This is a genomic window from Sporosarcina sp. P1, from assembly GCF_002743155.1.
Taxonomy (GTDB): domain Bacteria; phylum Bacillota; class Bacilli; order Bacillales_A; family Planococcaceae; genus Sporosarcina; species Sporosarcina ureae_B.
This window is the reverse complement of the sequence record NZ_PDYS01000010.1, coordinates 32,618-47,172: the sequence shown is the minus strand read 5'-3', so window position 1 is coordinate 47,172 and position 14,555 is coordinate 32,618. Positions and strand designations below refer to the sequence as shown.

Genomic DNA, 14,555 nt, shown 5'->3' with positions numbered 1-14,555 from the left:
TTGAAAATCCAATGAAAATTGCAGAAAACGACGTCAGATAAGTACTTCGCATACATTCTCATTTTTGGAACGACAAAATCAATTCCGCCATCTTTTCAGGTGTCTTCGGTTCTGTCGTCTTTTCAATATTCGACAACAATCGAGATTTTTCCTTCACAAGTTCATCAAATTGGTCTATAACGGACTGCACTTCGAATTGTTCTTCTTCTATTTGTAATGCTAGCCCTTTAGAAGCGAAGTACTCCGCATTCAATAGTTGATCGCCACGGCTTTTTGACGCTGCAAGCGGAACAAGCAACATCGGTTTATGGATCGCCAATAATTCGAATATTGCATTTGAACCCGCACGCGAAACCGCATAATCAGCAGCTGCAAGCAGATCAGGCAATGTATCGGTGACATATTCATACTGTACGTACCCCGCCACTGAAAGTCCTTCGACCACATTCCCTTTACCACATAAATGAATGATCTGATACTTCTTAAGTAACGCAGGCAATTCTTTGCGCACCGCTTCATTCAACACGGCAGAACCTTGACTGCCTCCCATAATAATGAATACCGGTTTTTTGGAATTCAGTCCCGTCTTGCGCAAGCCCTCTTGCCGATCTCCCTTAAATAGCTCAGGACGAATAATCGGACCCGTACACATCGATTTCGCTGCAGGCACGTACTGCAACGTCTGTTCGAAGACTGTAAAGATGTGCGAAGCAAACGGCAATGCCAATTTATTCGCAAGACCTGGCGTGACATCCGACTCATGTATGACGACTGGCACGTTCGCAAGCTTAGCTGCCATGACGACGGGTACTGAAACGAACCCACCTTTAGAGAAAATAATTTCCGGCTTCACTTTGCGAAGTATAGCCAGCGCCTGTAGTGTCCCGGCACCCACACGGAATGGATCCGTGAAATTCTTCAGTGAGAAATAGCGCCGTAACTTTCCACTTTGAATCGCATGATAGACCACTTCAGGATGGCCATCCGCGATCAGTTCCTTTTCGATCCCTTCGTGCGAGCCAATATAATGCACACTATACCCTTTACCCAAAAAAACGGGAATTAACGCCTGATTGACAGATACGTGTCCTGCTGTACCGCCACCTGTTAATACGACTACCGGTTGTTTCATTCATTCCATCCTTTCGCGTTGTCTACTATATTTCATGCTACAATAGTCAAAGTAAAAAAATTAGTAGAGGAAATCAAAACTATGACTACTGTAACGAAATCTTTGCAACAAAAAACATCCATTTTCATTAAGATCATGATTCCCATTGTCATCACGCAAGTCGCACTTTATCTGATGTCGTTCTTCGATATCCTCATGACGGGACGCTATGATACGTTTCACTTAGCGGGCGTGACCATCGGCAGTTCCTTCTGGATACCGGTCTATACCGGCCTTTCTGGAATTCTCATGGGCCTAACCCCTATTATCGCACAGCAAATCGGTGCGAAGAATAAACAGGATGTCCGTCCTACTGTCCAGCAAGCATTATACGTATCTCTCGCGCTTTCGGCAATCATTTTCGTATTGATCCATTGGGTCGTGTTACCCGCCATTACAAGAATGCCACTCGATTTGCCGGTTATTGAAGTAGCATCCGCCTACTTGACCGGCATGAGCATCGGATTAGTTCCACTCATGGCCTATACTGTATTACGCTCATTCTTTGACGCACTTGGCGCAACCCGTGTTTCCATGTTTATCATTCTGTTATCCGCACCGATCAATATTGTACTGAACTATTTATTGATTTTCGGTAATTTCGGTTTTCCCGAACTGGGTGGTGCGGGTGCAGGATATGCGTCCGGCTTTACGTACTGGCTCGTATTCATCATCGCGGTGCTCATCGCCTGGTCATCTCGCCACTTTAAGGAATATACGCTGTTTAGGAGTTGGCAAAGAATCTCTTTGCGCAAGTGGAAAGAAATTTTACTGATCGGAGTGCCGATCGGTCTATCCATTTTCGTCGAGACGAGTATCTTCTCCGTCGTGACGTTATTGATGAGTAGCTATACCGCACACGTCATCTCGGCTCACCAGATCGCGCTTAATTTCACGTCTCTTCTGTATATGGTGCCGTTAAGCGTCTCAATGGGTACAACGATATTAGTCGGGCAGTCGATTGGTGCGAAAAAAGCGAAAGACGCACGGGAATATACATATCTCGGCATAGCGTTCGCGGTTGCATTTAGTTTCTTATCCATATTCATTTTACTGATGTTTCGTGAGTCGATTGCTTCTATGTATACGACGGACCCAGCAATTATTACACTGGCCGTACATTTCTTCATCTACGCTGCACTTTTCCAGTTATCGGATGCTGTGCAGGCGCCGATCCAAGGTGCACTGCGTGGTTATAAAGACGTAACGATGACGTTCTTAGTCGGTGTCGTGTCGTTCTGGCTCATTGGGTTGCCTACTGGATTCGCACTCGCCCGCTATAGCGAGCTAGGCGCATATGGCTACTGGGTTGGCCTCATTGTCGGTTTGGCAGTGGGCGCATTGATTCTTTCGTTTAGATTACGCTTTATACAGAATAAGTACCGTGAAGTTACATCATGAATAAATAATAAGAGACCGATGGAGTTTTTATTCCATTGGTCTTTTTTGTTGTAGTATACAGTGTAATTACGGGAACTAGTGAGGACCGTGCGAGTTTCGCTCATTCATTCGTCCAGGCGCTCATAGTTCATGCGCATCCGCTCTATCGTCACTGCCAACCGCTCTATCAAAGTCCGCAGCCGCTCTACACTATGCGGTAAGCGCTCTATAATGACTTGTAACCGCTCATTACTCCTATCAAAAGCATCTCTAGTAATCTTCATCCATCTCTCGAACTCACACTACGAAAAAAAACAAAGTCTCAAACTCTCTCCATTAAAAAAAGGTCAATGGACATACATCCATCGACCTTCACATTTTTATTTCTGTATAAACTGCTGCGTCCAATAATGGCCGTTCGCATCATAGCCAATACCGATATGCGTGAAGCTAGGCGTCAAGATATTTTGACGGTGTCCAGCTGAATTCATCCAAGCTGTCACGACATCTTGTGCGCTACGCTGACCCATTGCGATATTCTCGGCTGCCGAGCGGTATGTAACGCCGTTTTGCTTCATTTGATCAAACGGTGAACCGTATGTCGGGCTTGTATGAGAGAAATAGTTGTTTGTTGCCATATCCGCTGATTTCTGCTTTGCGGATTTCTGCAAGGCTGCATCGATCTGCAACGGCTTGAGTCCTGCCTTCGTACGTTCCGCATTCGTCAAATCGAGTACGGCTTGCTCTGTAGCGGACACATTCACAGTTTGTTGTGTCGGCTTGGCTGTTTGTGGCTTTTTCACTGCTTCGTTTGATTGTGTTGGTTGTTGTGGTGTTGGTTGTGCTACCGATTTAGTCGATTGTTGTGGCTTCTGATAGTTACTCCAGTAATACGAGTACACCTGCTGATTTGCGACGGCACAATTATACGTCTTTGTTTGCACCTGATTGGTCGTGCTTGCCTCTGCTGCATGAGTAGGCAATAAAATAGCTGAGCTTAATAAGATGAGTGATAAAGGTTTTTTCATCTTGGTCCCTCCTTTTCTACGTGACCTAGCATAACGTAGAAGAATAGGAGAGATTTTGGTCATTCCTACCAATTTGTCCAATGAACTCTACAAAGCTATGGAATGAGAGTTTAAGAGTGATGTAATTGGCAAGCCTATCCAATGGAGAACACTATTAACAATAAATCGCTATTGACAACTAGTTTTTGGGCGAGTACTCGATGTCAGTAAGTTGTTCCCCGATGATCACCAACTTGGACGGCAATTGCATATATTCCGGTATCCAGTTGACCATACCATATGCATATTGGAATAAATGGGAGTACCGGGAACCTTCTAGTTGGATATAGCCTTTCATACGATAGACGCTATCCGGTACTGTCCGCACCCAGTCTTCAAAATGTTCTTGGTTGATCGGTGCATCAAACGACAACACTTTTGAAGCGAGTGGCAAACCACCCCCTGTAGAGACTGGCTGTTTCGGTACCGCCACATTGACCATTTTCTCGATGTAGCGGAAGTCGACTTTCGCGTTCACTGTCTGCACGAGCGGTGCGTAACGATTAAATTGTGTCACTTGCATTGTTACGAAGGCCAATTGATTATCTGTCAGCAAATCCGTTTTATTGAGTACCATGAAGTGTGCGTGGCGAACTTGTTCGAGGAATAAAGACTGAATCCTCGGCGACAGCTTGTCACGGTCGATCCAGCGCTTGGCATCGACTACAGTAACGATTCCCTTGACGTCTAGCTTCTCCGCGAACAACGGTGAATAGACCGCGTCTAGCGCTTCTACGGGATGAGCTGCACCCGTCGTTTCAATGAACAACACGTCAATTTCCGGATAATCCGCTAGCAAGCCTTGTAATTGGGCTTCTGTAGATTCCGCACCCGTACAACAAATACAGCCGTTTAGTAATTCTTTTAACGGAACTTCTCCCGCCTCCTCGACGATTTGACTGTCGATATTCAGTTCGCCAAATTCATTCATCAATACAGCGGGTTGTCTACCGGATTCCTTTACTTGGTCGACCAAATTTACGAGTAACGACGTCTTGCCGCTTCCGAGAAAGCCGCTGAGTAAATATACATCAATCATTTAACTATCATCCTTTTCCATAGAGAACACGCGCCCAACGATTGCTGGACGCGTGGATCTGTGATTATGAGTTGATTTCTTTTAACACGACTTCTTTCGCTTTCAGTAATTGCGGGTCATCTTCTTTCATCTTATCCCGCAATTTCTGCATTAAGCCAACCGTTGTATCACCAGTCAAGATGCCTGTCGGTTCTTGTGATAAATCTTTCTGCAATGTTTTAACAGCTTCTGCTGTATCCGCGTCATAAAGACCATCTGCTTCCCCTGGGTCATATCCTACAGCTTCTAGCATTTCTTCTGCCGCTTGTACGGAAGGAGAAACGGTACCTTCGTCCATCTCTTCAGACGAATCAAGGAAAGGTAGTGACGCATAAGAAGGGTAAGGCACTTTAACATCAGGCTCGATCCCTTTTTTATGGATCCAGTTGCCGTCTGGAGTTAACCATTTCGCTGTCGTCAATTTCAAGTTGGAGCCATCCGGTAATTGGGTAGGTGTTTGAACCGTCCCTTTACCAAACGTCTTGACGCCGACAATCGGAATACCTGCAGCTTCTTTTAACGCACCCGCTAAGATCTCAGACGCGGACGCACTGCCCTCATCTACAATCAATGCGACTGGGACCGTTACTTTCTGTCCGTTAGAAGAAGGATACGCTTCCGGCGTCTTACCTTTTTCTTCCGTTTGGAATAAGATTTTGCCGTCCGGAACGAACAAATCGGAAATATCGATAGCACCGCTTAAGATGCCGCCTGGATTTTGACGCACGTCAATCAGTACGCCTTCCATTCCTTTATCGGTCATTTCATTCAGCGCTTCGAGCAATTCTTCATACGTATGTTCTGAAAACGATGTGATATTAATATGAGCGATGTTGTCGTCGAGCATTTCAGCGTATACCGTATTGATCGGAATCACGTCACGAACAATCTTGACGTCAAAGGGATCCGATTTTTCGCCGCGTCGTACAGATAATGTCACCGTCGACCCTTTTTCTCCACGGATGAGCAATACCGCTTCCGATGAAGACAAACCTTGTATGCTTTCGCCATCGACCGACAGTACGGTATCATTCGGTAATAAACCTGCCTTTTCAGCAGGAGAGTTTTTTATCGGTGAAACGATACTAATATAGCCGTTGGACTCTTGAATTTCTGCACCGATTCCTTCAAAACTCGAAGAAATGCTTTCATTCAATTGCTTGGCTTCTTTTTCATTTAGATAATCAGAGTACGGATCACCCAAGGAATCGACCATTCCGTTGATCGCGCCGTCAATGACGACTTGATCATCTACATCGTCAAAATAACTTTCTTTCAGTTGATCATATGCCTCATACAGTTTCTTGAACTCTTTTCGTTCCATACCTACTTGATTCGGTTTGACGACTTCTACTACTTTTTCGTCTCCGACTGTCAGTGCCACGAAGGTAACGGCGGCTGTCGCCAGCACAAGGAAAAAAATGAGCATGATCAGAGAAAACGGTTTGATCCGAATATAGCGAGCAGGTTTCGGCGCTTCCGGTTGTGGTTTCCCGTTCTCATGCGAATCGTTTTCGTTCATGGTCTCCCTACTTTCCATATCCCTGCAAAAGACCGCTGCCAAGAGCGGTCTTTTGCAAGTTTCTATCTATTCTATTATTCAGCAATGGCTGCGTCTAGCGCGACTTCGATCATTTCGTTGAATGTCGTTTGACGCTCTTCAGGCGTGGTAATTTCTCCTGTTAAGATGTGGTCACTTACTGTCAGAACAGCGAGTGCTTGACGGCCATAACGAGCTGCTAGCGTATATAGGGCTGCGGCTTCCATTTCGACCGCCAATACTCCATGACGCGCTAATTTTTCATGCTGAGCGTCTTCATTATAGAAGAAGTCTTCTGTGTAGACGTTTCCTACTTGTAAATGCAAGCCTTTTTCTTTCCCTGCATTATACGCTTTCATCAATAAATCAAAGTTTGCGATCGGCGCAAAGCGAATCGGACCGAATGTTACGTCGTTTAGTGATGAGTTTGTTGTCGCGCCTTGTGCAAGGATGACGTCACGTACTTTTACGTCTTTCTGAATCGCGCCACATGTGCCAACGCGGATCAATTTCTGGACGCCAAACTCTTGCATTAACTCTGTTACGTAGATAGAAATAGACGGCACGCCCATGCCAGTACCTTGTACGGAAATACGTTTGCCTTTATATGTTCCCGTAAAGCCAAACATGTTCCGTACCTCGTTGTACTGTACAACGTCTTCTAAAAATGTTTCTGCGATATACTTCGCGCGTAATGGATCTCCTGGAAGAAGAACCGTTTCCGCGATATCGCCTGGTTTTGCATCAATATGTATACTCATCTTTTTTCAGCCTCATTTCACTAATTTGTTATTATCATACAGTGAATAATGGCGAGATGCAATGAAACCCTCGCCATTTATCTGCTGCAAAGCTCTTGATAGATGGCGTATATTTCATCAAACGTAGTAGAACGTAAATGATCATCCGCCATGTCCTCTACGTAACGCGACAATGAATCGAAATCCTCTTCATCTTTTGGGAAACCGGCATCGAGAAACATCCTCTCTGCAAACAATGCCTTGACATCGTCTTTTTCACCGCCACGATAACGTAGTGCGAAATGGTAAAAGGATCGATCCATCGTCGTCACCTTCCTTCATTCAAATAACCCTTTGTATTCTTCATAGCCTTCTTTTTCTAGATCACTCACCGGAACGAAACGTAATGCGGCGGAGTTGATGCAATAGCGCAAGCCGCCTTGTTCTGGTGGTCCGTCTGGGAAGACATGTCCTAAGTGAGAATCCGCTGTCTTACTACGTACTTCTGTGCGGCGCATGCCGTGAGCTGTATCGAAATGCTCTGTAACTTCCACGGCTTCGATCGGCTTCGTGAAGCTTGGCCATCCACAGCCCGCGTCGTATTTATCGTTTGAACTGAATAACGGCTTACCTGACACGATGTCTACATAGATTCCCTCTTCAAAGTGCGCGTCATATTCATTACGAAATGGTGGTTCCGTGCCATTTTCTTGCGTCACATGATACTGCATCTCTGTTAATTCAGAACGTAAGTCTTCTTTCATCAACGATTCCCCCAATTCTTTTCGATAAATCCTGCGCGTCCTGATCCGACAGTGTAACGTGCATAGTGGTCTGGGTTCTTTTCATAATACTGCTGGTGATAGTCTTCGGCGGGATAGAATATTTCCGCAGGGAAAATATCCGTCACGATAGGCGCACTAAACTTGCCGCTATCTTGTAAAGCTTGCTTGGAACGTTGTGCTGCTTGCTGTTGCTCGTTAGAGTGTGTATAGATCGCTGATTTATACGATTCGCCACGGTCATGGAACTGGCCGCCTGCATCAGTAGGATCAATCACTTGCCAGAAAACATTCAATAATTCTTCGTAACTAATGACACTATCGTCGAATTCGATCTCTACAGCTTCTCTGTGACCGGTTGTATTGGAACAAACTTCTTTGTATGTTGGATTGACAGTATGCCCGCCCGTATAACCACTCGTAACCGAATGCACTCCATCGTATTGGTCAAATGGTTTGACCATACACCAGAAGCACCCACCTGCGAAAGTTGCATGTTGTGTTGCCATAGTCGTTGCCCTCCTTAGTTTTTCGGTATCAATACTTCTAATATAATCTCATCTTGCGCTAAATTCACTTCTTTTGCCTTCACTTGGAAGTCACCCGAGAGCGGCAAGTCCTTCAAATTGATGAAAATTTCTTCTTCTTTCGGTCGCACGACCATCCATGACGGAAGCTCCACTGAATTCTTCAGTAATTTCAGTACCGTGGAAGGCGGGATATTCAACTGTCCTAATTCCATAGACGATTGTTTAAGGATTAAGTTTCCGTCTTCTCGTACGACTGGGTCAAAATGCATCGCGAGCGGTAATGTATGCGAGAATACCGTGAGTTCGGACGTCAACAATACATCGTCACGCATTTCTAGTTCTACTGGCAACGTACCTTTAACGGCTTTTCTAATATACGTGTTCGCAATGCCTTCAAAATTGTCTTTCGTTGTATTCAGTGCCATCGTATAGCCTTTCTCTTCTACTGCTTGGTCTTTCGGAAGAGCTGGAGAAGCGGTGGTGCCACTGATGAGGATGATAAGCCCCACGAACCCCGCCGCAACTATTCCTGCCAGACCGAAAAATGCTATTTTCCAACTATTCATCTTGTACTTCACTCCACTTCCAGGTCAACCGCTGAACAGCCTTTAATTTCTCTTACAAATCGCTCTTCCATCAAATCATACCCTTTACTGTTCGGATGGAAGAAGTCTGTGTGATAAACCAGGTTTTCATTCGAATCAAATAAATCTTTTACCGGAACAAAGCAGGCCATGCCGTCTTGTTCCACTTGTTCTTCTATCGAGCGGTTCCAGTCTGCGATAATGTCTTCAAACTCCTGTACTTCGTCTGTCACGACGGAGAAAGGATTGTAGAGACCCGCCACGATGATCGGTGCATCCGGGTTATAGAGGCGCAAAATCTCAAACAGTTCTTCAATTCTTGTTTCGAATTTACCCAGCGCCTTATAAAAATCAGACATTTTCATCTGCATGAAATTACCTTTGACGACTTTCATGATGTCATTGCCACCAATCGTAAAGACAATATAATCTGCCTGAATGACCGCTTCTTGCACTTCTTCATCTTGCAATTGCTTTAAAAACTGGTCGCTTCGCCGTCCGCGTTTTGCTAAATTTATGGCGTCCACTTCCATAATGCCTTTCCATTGTTCCATGTCCGACGTCAAACGGCCAAAATATCCGCCTTCTTTCCGTTCATCCCCGACTCCTTGGGTTAATGAATCACCTAGCCCTAACACGTTTATACGTTTAGGGATGAATGATTCCGGCACAATAAACGGATCGAACGCAACGTTTTCACGTTCCGCAAACGTCGTCTCTTTTTTGCTGAATGGGACCTGGCACCCTGCTAAGAACAATGAGAAGACGAGACTCAGCACTAGCATTCTTCTCATAATCTCATATCCTTTATAGTTAGTATCACTCGGTGTAATACATGAATCCGATCGCGCCTTCTCCAGTATGGGTACTGACGATCGGAGTCGTAAATGTCAGCATCACTTGAATGCCCATCTCTTCGATCTTACTTTTTAGCGGTTCCGCCATTGCCAGACCGTTTGCATGGGCGATTCCGACACTACGAATTACTTTCCCTGCTGTTTCTTTCTTAAACTCGTCAAACAAATAAGAGACTACTTGTTTATGGCTGCGCACCTTCGCGACCGGCGTATACACCCCGTCCTTCAGTGACGCGATAGGCTTGATGTTCATAAGGGAGCCAAACATCGCTTTCCCTTTGCCAATTCGTCCGCCTTTCACCATATTATCGAGAACATCCACCACGACGTATAAAGAGGAACGTTTTCGTACACTATCAAGTTCCTCCACGATTTCTGCTACCGACTTGCCTTCTTCGGCCAGTCGGCATGCTTCAAGCACTTGGAAAGACAGGGCGTGTGAAATATACATTGAGTCGATGACCGTAACGTCTGCGTTTGACGCATGAGCTGCCGTTTCCGCAGATTTCACCGTCCCGCTCATGCCACCCGTCATATGGATCGAAATAATTTGTGATCCATCCGCTCCCAGTTCATCATACAGGTTCTGGAATACGCCGACTGCCGGCTGTGAACTTTTCGGTAATTCTTTTGCATCGCGCATTAAGTCGAGAAATTCTTCCGGTTGGATTTCTACGCCGTCAATATAAGACTTGTCATTGATGGTCAGTGTTAGAGGTACAACATGGATATTGTATTGAGCAATCAGTTCATCCGATAGTTCTGCAGTGGAATCCGTGACGATATGAATTTTTTTCATGATTTCTATCTCCTTCGCGTGTGGCTTTCTGCGATTTTTTTCGCTGTGTTTGATATAGTGTATTGCAGGAGGTGCTGCAAGAATGGAAGAAGCATTCGATTACAAAAATCTGCATGAAGAACGCTGGAATGCAATTACGCATGCCATCGGGTTCTTACTCAGCATACCTGCATTAGTCTTGCTGATCTTAAAAGGCGTGAAACAAGGCACGGGAATCGCTATAACGAGCTTTACCATCTTCGGCGTGTCCATGTTGTTATTGTTCCTCGCCAGTACGCTACTACATAGTATGCCTGTGAAATTGAAATCGTTTTTTGCGATTCTTGACCATTCCGCTATCTATGTACTGATCGCCGGAACCTATACGCCGTTTTTGCTCGTCACCTTAAAAGGTGCACTCGGCTGGACGTTATTCGGCATCATCTGGGGAATGACCTTGTTCGGCATATTGTTCAAGATCTTTTATATTCACCGCTTCGCCAAACTATCACTCGCCCTCTATCTCATTATGGGCTGGCTCATCGTGTTAGCGATTAAACCGTTATATAACGCACTGCCGCCACAAGGGCTATGGTTGCTCGTGATTGGTGGGTTGTTCTATACAGCAGGAGCGTACTTCTTCATGTCACGCCGTGTACCGTACAATCACGCAATCTGGCACCTGTTCGTTATGGCGGGCAGCACATCGATATTCTTTAGCGTTCTTCTCTATGTATAGGGGAGAACGTTATTTTTTATCCCAAATTTGGTAGGTATAGGCGGTGCCGTCTTCTGCATAATGTGGCTCCGACTTGCTTATCAATGCGTAGTCTTCTTCGTATGCTGGAAAGAATGTGTCACCAGGGTAATGTTTCTCGATGACGGTAACATACAATCTGTCTGCATCATCTTCCATCGACATCTTGAAAATCTCCGCACCGCCGATGACCATCACTTCGTCCGCATAGTCTTTTGCAAGTTTCACGGCGCTATCCATATCATGAACGACCGTGACGCCGTCTGCTTGATAGTCTGTATTGCGCGTGATGACAATATTTAATCGACCTTTTAACGGACGACCAATCGATTCGAACGTTTTGCGTCCCATAACGATCGCCTTGCCCATCGTTTTCTCTTTAAAGTATTGAAGTTCTTCCGGAATATACCATGGCATCTCATTGTCCTTGCCGATGACTCGGCCCAGATCATGTGCCACCAATAATGAAATCATTGTATGCCCTCCTTATACTGCGATCGGTGCTTTAATTCTCGGATGTGGATCATAGCCTTCAATCGAAATATCCTCTACCGTCAAATCAAAGATCGATCGACCGTCGTAATTCACATGTAATGTCGGTAATTCTTTCGGCTCTCTCGCTAATTGCTCGTGCACTTGATCAATATGGTTCTGATACAAGTGTGCGTCACCTAATGTATGGACGAATTCGCCTACTTCTAAACCACATTCATGCGCAATTAAATGAATGAGTAATGCATAAGACGCGATATTGAACGGAACACCTAGGAAGACGTCCGCACTGCGTTGATAGAGTTGGCATGATAACTTGCCGTCCGCCACGTAGAACTGAAACAGTAAGTGGCATGGCGGCAGTGCCATCTCGTCGACTTCTGCTGGGTTCCACGCTGTGACAATGTGACGACGCGAGTCAGGATTATTTTTGATGCTGTCGATTACTTGTGCCAGCTGATCGATGACTCCGCTCTCGCTGTCCCACGCTCGCCATTGCTTGCCGTAGACGGGCCCGAGATCACCGTGCTGCTTCGCAAATTCTTCATCTGCTAAAATTTTCTCTTTAAATAAAGCGAGTTCCGCTTTGTAAACCTTCGCGAACTCTTCATCTTGTAGTACACGGCGACCAAAATCGGTCATATCCTCTCCTGTATACGCCGCACTTTCTACATACCGTTCAAATGCCCACTCATCCCAAATTCCATTACGTTCCTGTATCAACGTACGGATATTGGTATCTCCTTTAATAAACCATAGTAATTCTGAGACAATCAAACGAAACGCCGTCTTTTTTGTCGTGACTAAAGGAAATCCTTGCGCTAAATCAAAACGCATCTGATAACCGAAGACACTGTATGTCCCCGTACCCGTACGATCTCCCTTTTTCGTTCCTGTATCCAGAATATGTTGACATAGATCTAAATATTGCTTCATGCTTCAAGCTCCCTCTTCTGAAATTACACTCATTATAACATTAAGACGACAAAACACACCACGAAAGGGCTGATTAAAAAAGCCCGTTCCGTGGTGTGTTTTTCGACCGGTATTCACTGCTCGTCGTATAGGGTTATTTTTTCAAATGTCGCCTTTGCCTATAGCGTGTAGCATACACGAAAATTCTTCTGCGCTCAGTAGGATACAGTGGCTTTCTATAGATCAGCAATAAATGATTAAAAAATCTTTTCAACCTTCCATGCCGGGAATTAAAGGGTCATCGTTTTTCATTTGAGTATGTATTGGTTGCATGAAAATTCCCCTTTATGAACACACTAGATGTGAAGTAATCATAAGGAGGAAAATACATGAAAAAAACAACATGGTTCATGATGGTTCTTTTAGCTGCACTGGTCGTGATGGGTTGCGGAACAAAAAATGATAACACGGCGCCCGTTGACGAAAACACTACTACAAATGAAACACCCAATGAGACTGTTGACGAAAACGTTTCAACTCCTAGTACCCATGAGACCAAGGTAGAGTTGGCTGATGAAGCGGCAGACAAAATTACTGAACTGACAGAAGTGGATAGTGCCACTGTATTGGTTACGGATCATAACGCGTATGTTGCGGTTGTCTCAAAAGATACGGCAATGAAAGAAGCGACAAAAGAGCTGGAAGATAAAATCGCGGAAAAAGTTCGTTCTTCTAATTCGGCTATTGAAAATGTCTACGTTTCCCTTAATCCAGACTTCGTAGATAGAATGACCGGTTATAGGGAGAAAATTAACGCGGGCGAGCCAGTAGAAGGATTCTTCGATGAGTTTTTAGAAGCAATGAAACGCGTATTTCCTGATGCACGATAATATTTCGACGATGCTGAAAAAGACGTAATTCTGTTAGCTAGTGTATATCGGCTAAAAAAATAAACATCTCTCTATGATTGGAAAAAAGCGACCGACCCAAAATTTACCACGTTTATTAATCACACTACTCGCCTACACTGTCAGTACACTACATGGTGAGTGTATGAGGTCACTGAACTAGTTCAGTGACCTTTTTTCATTCACACATTTGGAACCAGCGCATAAAATAAATAGGAATGCTGTTTATTATGAAAGGAGTGAGTTCATTGTTAAACACGAGTCAGACATACAGTAATGCCCATACACAAACTATTAATAATTTATTAAAAGCTATTAATGGAGAGTATCATGCGATATATTGTTATGGAATTTTAGCTAATCAAGCGCCAACTCAAGAGATTAAAGATAAAATACTAGAAATAAGAAATGACGAAATGAGGCACTACCAAAGCTTTTGGTCTCTCTATTTCCAATTGACCGGTAAGGAACCCGTACTTAACTTCACAGAAAACTGTGAGAAAGAGTATATGAGTGGCGTGAAATCAGCTTTTATGGATGAGCAAACGACCGTCGACTTTTATCATACTGCTGCACGTGAAACGCAAATCCCAATGGTTAGGTCTTCTTTTACTCAAGCATCAGCCGATGAACAAAACCACGCTGTTTGGTTCTTATATTTTTTAAATCATAGCTAGTGGTGAAAGAGGAGGCATGGTTATGTACAACTCAAACAAACAACAGTTTGGGAAAAATACTGACTCTCCTGAAGTGTTTGCTGCCAAGCTTGCATTGTTGGGGGCTGCAATTTCTACATTGGGGGACGGAATTCAGACCATCGCAGCAGGTATTGCACTTCAAGAACTAGAAAACTCAAACCGACAAGATCCCCAAGATCAGCTATCTGAAGAAATGAAAAAAATGCAAAAGCAAATTGATCAACTAAGTAAACAAATTGCGAAAATGGATAAAAGTTCATGAATGGGTAGATGTTTTA

General features: G+C 44.4%; 19 protein-coding genes. 5 read left to right on the top strand and 14 right to left on the bottom strand.

Annotated features, from left to right (window positions below):
• Positions 1-58: 58 nt before the first annotated feature.
• Positions 59-1,132 carry an undecaprenyldiphospho-muramoylpentapeptide beta-N-acetylglucosaminyltransferase gene (locus CSV73_RS10950; protein ID WP_099627587.1) on the bottom strand — a complete coding sequence of 358 codons (1,074 nt, stop codon included), beginning with the start codon at positions 1,130-1,132 and terminating at the stop codon, positions 59-61.
• A gap of 81 nt (positions 1,133-1,213) precedes the next feature.
• Between CSV73_RS10950 and CSV73_RS10945 the strand changes: the two genes are divergently transcribed.
• The gene (locus tag CSV73_RS10945; protein WP_099627586.1) at positions 1,214-2,572 is read left to right on the top strand and encodes an MATE family efflux transporter; all 1,359 of its coding nucleotides are present in this window, start codon (positions 1,214-1,216) and stop codon (positions 2,570-2,572) included.
• 104 nt (positions 2,573-2,676) lie between these two features.
• On the opposite strand, the gene CSV73_RS16505 is transcribed toward CSV73_RS10945, so the two are convergent.
• From CSV73_RS16505 to CSV73_RS10895, 11 genes are all read right to left on the bottom strand, one after another.
• Positions 2,677-2,835 carry a hypothetical protein gene (locus tag CSV73_RS16505; protein WP_158232347.1) on the bottom strand — a complete coding sequence of 53 codons (159 nt, stop codon included), beginning with the start codon at positions 2,833-2,835 and terminating at the stop codon, positions 2,677-2,679.
• 96 nt (positions 2,836-2,931) lie between these two features.
• A complete protein-coding gene (locus tag CSV73_RS10940; RefSeq protein ID WP_099627585.1) occupies positions 2,932-3,579 on the bottom strand; it encodes a CAP domain-containing protein in 648 nt (215 codons plus the stop codon).
• A 178-nt stretch (positions 3,580-3,757) separates the two neighbouring features.
• Positions 3,758-4,657 (bottom strand): CobW family GTP-binding protein, encoded by a 900-nt coding sequence (locus CSV73_RS10935; protein ID WP_099627584.1) that lies wholly within the window; start codon positions 4,655-4,657, stop codon positions 3,758-3,760.
• Between the two features lie 64 nt (positions 4,658-4,721).
• Positions 4,722-6,218 carry a lmo1851 family serine protease gene (locus CSV73_RS10930; protein ID WP_099627583.1) on the bottom strand — a complete coding sequence of 499 codons (1,497 nt, stop codon included), beginning with the start codon at positions 6,216-6,218 and terminating at the stop codon, positions 4,722-4,724.
• Positions 6,219-6,292: 74 nt separating this feature from the next.
• Positions 6,293-6,997, bottom strand: coding sequence for a purine-nucleoside phosphorylase (gene deoD / locus CSV73_RS10925; RefSeq protein WP_085130755.1), 705 nt, complete (start codon positions 6,995-6,997; stop codon positions 6,293-6,295).
• A gap of 77 nt (positions 6,998-7,074) precedes the next feature.
• A complete protein-coding gene (locus CSV73_RS10920) occupies positions 7,075-7,299 on the bottom strand; it encodes a YozE family protein (RefSeq protein WP_085130757.1) in 225 nt (74 codons plus the stop codon).
• Positions 7,300-7,314: 15 nt separating this feature from the next.
• Positions 7,315-7,740: a peptide-methionine (R)-S-oxide reductase MsrB gene (gene msrB / locus CSV73_RS10915; protein WP_099627582.1), complete on the bottom strand. Its 426-nt coding sequence runs from the start codon at positions 7,738-7,740 to the stop codon at positions 7,315-7,317.
• A complete protein-coding gene (gene msrA / locus CSV73_RS10910) occupies positions 7,740-8,267 on the bottom strand; it encodes a peptide-methionine (S)-S-oxide reductase MsrA (RefSeq protein ID WP_099627581.1) in 528 nt (175 codons plus the stop codon). Before msrA ends, msrB begins: the two co-directional genes overlap by 1 nt.
• A gap of 14 nt (positions 8,268-8,281) precedes the next feature.
• Positions 8,282-8,854 (bottom strand): YpmS family protein, encoded by a 573-nt coding sequence (locus tag CSV73_RS10905; protein ID WP_085130762.1) that lies wholly within the window; start codon positions 8,852-8,854, stop codon positions 8,282-8,284.
• 8 nt (positions 8,855-8,862) lie between these two features.
• Positions 8,863-9,666, bottom strand: a complete 804-nt coding sequence (locus CSV73_RS10900; protein ID WP_085130764.1) for a GDSL-type esterase/lipase family protein — start codon at positions 9,664-9,666, stop codon at positions 8,863-8,865.
• A 25-nt stretch (positions 9,667-9,691) separates the two neighbouring features.
• Positions 9,692-10,528, bottom strand: a complete 837-nt coding sequence (locus CSV73_RS10895) for a DegV family protein (protein ID WP_085130766.1) — start codon at positions 10,526-10,528, stop codon at positions 9,692-9,694.
• Positions 10,529-10,610: 82 nt separating this feature from the next.
• On the opposite strand from CSV73_RS10895, the gene trhA reads away from it, so the two are divergent.
• Entirely contained in the window at positions 10,611-11,246 is a 636-nt protein-coding gene (trhA, locus tag CSV73_RS10890) for a PAQR family membrane homeostasis protein TrhA (protein WP_085130768.1), read from the top strand.
• 9 nt (positions 11,247-11,255) lie between these two features.
• Here trhA and CSV73_RS10885 read toward each other — a convergent pair whose 3' ends face one another.
• Together CSV73_RS10885 and CSV73_RS10880 are read right to left on the bottom strand one after the other, a co-directional pair.
• Positions 11,256-11,738, bottom strand: a complete 483-nt coding sequence (locus CSV73_RS10885; protein WP_099627580.1) for a dihydrofolate reductase — start codon at positions 11,736-11,738, stop codon at positions 11,256-11,258.
• 12 nt (positions 11,739-11,750) lie between these two features.
• Positions 11,751-12,692: a thymidylate synthase gene (locus tag CSV73_RS10880; protein ID WP_099627579.1), complete on the bottom strand. Its 942-nt coding sequence runs from the start codon at positions 12,690-12,692 to the stop codon at positions 11,751-11,753.
• A gap of 368 nt (positions 12,693-13,060) precedes the next feature.
• On the opposite strand from CSV73_RS10880, the gene CSV73_RS10875 reads away from it, so the two are divergent.
• From CSV73_RS10875 to CSV73_RS10865, 3 genes are all read left to right on the top strand, one after another.
• The gene (locus CSV73_RS10875) at positions 13,061-13,561 is read left to right on the top strand and encodes a YhcN/YlaJ family sporulation lipoprotein (protein WP_099627578.1); all 501 of its coding nucleotides are present in this window, start codon (positions 13,061-13,063) and stop codon (positions 13,559-13,561) included.
• Between the two features lie 266 nt (positions 13,562-13,827).
• On the top strand, positions 13,828-14,256 hold the full coding sequence (locus CSV73_RS10870) for a ferritin-like domain-containing protein (protein WP_233202886.1): 429 nt from the start codon (positions 13,828-13,830) through the stop codon (positions 14,254-14,256).
• Between the two features lie 22 nt (positions 14,257-14,278).
• Positions 14,279-14,539, top strand: coding sequence for a hypothetical protein (locus CSV73_RS10865; protein ID WP_085130778.1), 261 nt, complete (start codon positions 14,279-14,281; stop codon positions 14,537-14,539).
• Positions 14,540-14,555: the final 16 nt, after the last annotated feature.

Bases quoted from the DNA above. Each gene is read 5' to 3' on its own strand.
- CSV73_RS10950 (WP_099627587.1), bottom strand. From the start codon at position 1,132: ATGAAACAACCGGTAGTCGTATTAACAGGTGGCGGTACAGCAGGACAC.
- CSV73_RS10945 (WP_099627586.1), top strand. From the start codon at position 1,214: ATGACTACTGTAACGAAATCTTTGCAACAAAAAACATCCATTTTCATT.
- CSV73_RS16505 (WP_158232347.1), bottom strand. From the start codon at position 2,835: ATGAAGATTACTAGAGATGCTTTTGATAGGAGTAATGAGCGGTTACAA.
- CSV73_RS10940 (WP_099627585.1), bottom strand. From the start codon at position 3,579: ATGAAAAAACCTTTATCACTCATCTTATTAAGCTCAGCTATTTTATTG.
- CSV73_RS10935 (WP_099627584.1), bottom strand. From the start codon at position 4,657: ATGATTGATGTATATTTACTCAGCGGCTTTCTCGGAAGCGGCAAGACG.
- CSV73_RS10930 (WP_099627583.1), bottom strand. From the start codon at position 6,218: ATGAACGAAAACGATTCGCATGAGAACGGGAAACCACAACCGGAAGCG.
- deoD (WP_085130755.1), bottom strand. From the start codon at position 6,997: ATGAGTATACATATTGATGCAAAACCAGGCGATATCGCGGAAACGGTT.
- CSV73_RS10920 (WP_085130757.1), bottom strand. From the start codon at position 7,299: ATGGATCGATCCTTTTACCATTTCGCACTACGTTATCGTGGCGGTGAA.
- msrB (WP_099627582.1), bottom strand. From the start codon at position 7,740: ATGAAAGAAGACTTACGTTCTGAATTAACAGAGATGCAGTATCATGTG.
- msrA (WP_099627581.1), bottom strand. From the start codon at position 8,267: ATGGCAACACAACATGCAACTTTCGCAGGTGGGTGCTTCTGGTGTATG.
- CSV73_RS10905 (WP_085130762.1), bottom strand. From the start codon at position 8,854: ATGAATAGTTGGAAAATAGCATTTTTCGGTCTGGCAGGAATAGTTGCG.
- CSV73_RS10900 (WP_085130764.1), bottom strand. From the start codon at position 9,666: ATGAGAAGAATGCTAGTGCTGAGTCTCGTCTTCTCATTGTTCTTAGCA.
- CSV73_RS10895 (WP_085130766.1), bottom strand. From the start codon at position 10,528: ATGAAAAAAATTCATATCGTCACGGATTCCACTGCAGAACTATCGGAT.
- trhA (WP_085130768.1), top strand. From the start codon at position 10,611: ATGGAAGAAGCATTCGATTACAAAAATCTGCATGAAGAACGCTGGAAT.
- CSV73_RS10885 (WP_099627580.1), bottom strand. From the start codon at position 11,738: ATGATTTCATTATTGGTGGCACATGATCTGGGCCGAGTCATCGGCAAG.
- CSV73_RS10880 (WP_099627579.1), bottom strand. From the start codon at position 12,692: ATGAAGCAATATTTAGATCTATGTCAACATATTCTGGATACAGGAACG.
- CSV73_RS10875 (WP_099627578.1), top strand. From the start codon at position 13,061: ATGAAAAAAACAACATGGTTCATGATGGTTCTTTTAGCTGCACTGGTC.
- CSV73_RS10865 (WP_085130778.1), top strand. From the start codon at position 14,279: ATGTACAACTCAAACAAACAACAGTTTGGGAAAAATACTGACTCTCCT.